Source organism: Deltaproteobacteria bacterium (genome assembly GCA_005879795.1).
Taxonomy (GTDB): Bacteria; Desulfobacterota; Binatia; order DP-6; family DP-6; genus DP-6.
On record VBKJ01000252.1, the window covers coordinates 1 to 2459 of the forward strand.

1 protein-coding gene is annotated in these 2459 nt (G+C 73.1%); it reads right to left on the reverse strand.

The genetic code is table 11. The features are described from left to right. Nucleotides 1–2117, reverse strand: a 2117-nt coding sequence (locus E6J59_19720) for a hypothetical protein (GenBank protein TMB15826.1), incomplete at its 3' end; no start/stop codon positions are given. Between the last annotated feature and the right edge of the window lie 342 nt (nt 2118–2459).

The window sequence follows — 2459 nt, forward strand, 5'->3', positions numbered from 1 at the left end:
CTGGCGGGATCGGGCGGGTGGATGCAGCGCCCGCTCGCGTCGCAGCCATCCGCCGTGCAGACGGTGCCGTCGCCGGCGCACGGCGTGGCGCTCGCGGCCGGCGTCCCGCCGCACCGCCCCGCCTGGCAGCTGTCCGCCGCGGTGCAGTCGCTGCCGTCGTCGCAGGCGGTGCCGTCGGCCACCGGGGCGCCCGTGCACGTCCCGCCCTGGCAGGTGTCGGGGCCGGTGCAGCCGTTGCCGTCGTCGCAGGCCGTGCTGTCCGGCACCGTCGTCCCCAGGCAGACGCCGCCCTGGCAGCTGTCGGCGCTGGTGCAGTCGTTGCCGTCGCTGCACGGCGTGCTGTCCGGCGCGGCGGTCCCGGTGCAGACGCCGCCCTGGCAGCTGTCGGTGGTGGTGCAGTCGTTGCCGTCGTCGCACGACGTGCTGTCCGGCGCGGCGGTCCCGCTGCAGGTCCCGCCCGCACAGGTATCGTTGTCCGTGCAGGTGTTCCCGTCGTCGCACGCGGCCCCGTTCAGCAGGGTGGGATCGCCGGCGCAGGTGCCGTCCTGGCACGCATCGCTCGCGGTGCAGAAGTTCCCGTCGTCGCACCCCGTGCCGTTCGGCTGGAAGGCGTCGGGCGGGCACGTGGCGCTCGCACCGGTGCACGTCTCGGCCGCGTCGCACACACCCACCGAGGCCCGGCAGACCGCGCCCGCGTTCCCCGCCGGGTGCTGGCACGCGTCGTTCGTCCCGTCGCAGGTGTCGGCCGTGCACGGGTTGGCGTCGTCGGTGCACGCCGTGCCGCTCGGCTGCTTCGCGTCCGCCGGGCAGTTCGGCCCGTTGCCCGGGCAGAACTCCGCCACGTCACACTCGCCCCCCGATGCGCGGCACTGGGTCGCCCCCGAGGCGAAGGCGTCGGCCGGGCAGCTCGTGCTGACGCCGTCGCAGCTCTCGGCCGGGTCGCAGACCCCCGCCGAGGCGCGGCAGACCGCGCCCGCGTTCCCCGCCGGGTGCTGGCACGCGTCGTCCGTCCCGTCGCAGGTGTCGGCCGTGCACGGGTTGCCGTCGTCGGTGCACGCCGTGCCGCTCGGCTGCTTCGCGTCCGCCGGGCAGTTCGGCCCGTTGCCCGGGCAGAACTCCGCCACGTCGCACTCGCCCACGGCCGCCCGGCATTGGGTCGCCGCGGAGACGAAGACGTCGGCCGGACAGGTCGGGCTCGTCCCGTTGCAGGTCTCGGCCACGTCGCACACGCCCGCCGCGGGCCGGCACACCGTCCCGGCCGGCTCGATCGTGCAGCTCGCCGAGCAGCAGTCGGCGTTCAGGTTGTTCCCGTCATCACACTGCTCACCGGGATCGAGCGTCCCGTCTCCGCACGTCGACCGGTAGGTGGCGATCGCCGCCGCCCAGAGGCGCACGCGCCCGAGCGTACCCCCCGCAGCGTAGGACCCCGTCGCGGTCACGATCTGGTACTCGGGATCGATGGTAACGTTGTCGGTCGAAGCTCCGAGGGCAGGACCCGACGAGGAGGCGGTCAGGGCGGTGTACCCGGCCCCGGGGGTAAACGATTCGGTCTTCTTCGTCTCGACGCCGACAGCCCCGAGTAGCAGCTCGTTGGGCTGCGTGGTCACGGCCGTGGCACTGGTCGCTGGCGTCGTATCGTTGCCCGTGGCGCTCGCGGTCCGGTCGAGTGCCGAGGCGCGTAGTCCGGAGAACTCATTGACGCTGACCGCCTTCGACGTGGCGAGAGGATGGGTGACGGTAATCGTGTCCTGGTTGCCGAGGGCGGTGTTGACGAAAGCAGAGAAGATGACCGTCCGGACGCCGGACGTAACGGAGCCGTTCGTCACGTCGGCATCCAGGCTGTAGGAATTTCCTCCGCTGTCGGCGCACGAGACAGCGCCGGCCGAGGGATCCGTTACGAACGTCACGATGAGGGTGTCGCCGACCGCGACGCTGGTGTTGCCGTGCAGCGTTACCGCGAGTGACGTGCCCGGGATGACGTCCCCGTTGGCGCCGACGTTCTGGACGAAGGCGATCGCCGCGCGCGCCTCGGACCCGGCCGGCCCGGCGAGCAACACGAGGGCGAGGAGCGTCCGCGTCAGGAGCCGTGCACCGGTTCGGTCCATCACGCTCGTCATGCTTCCTCCTCCTCCACACCTCACCCCGACTCAGGCATTGACGGCACGCGACCCTCGCCGGCTCGGCCGTTCGCCTTCGAGTATCGGCGGGGCGTGGCGTTTGCTTTAGCGGCCACGCAGGCGGAGCAGCGCCGCATGGAGTCACGAACCCCGGAAATCCAGGGAGTTGGCTCCGCGGGACGATCCGCGACCGGTGCTCGCCGGCGGCAGCGGCTGGCGCTCCTGAGTGCGCGAGGCTGGGCGGCTCGAGCGCTCGACCCGCCGGTGGGTCCGCCTCCCGGCGTTCCGCGACCCGCGGCGCCCGCTCGACGCTGGCCACGCGGCGATCGCGCGCGACCCCTT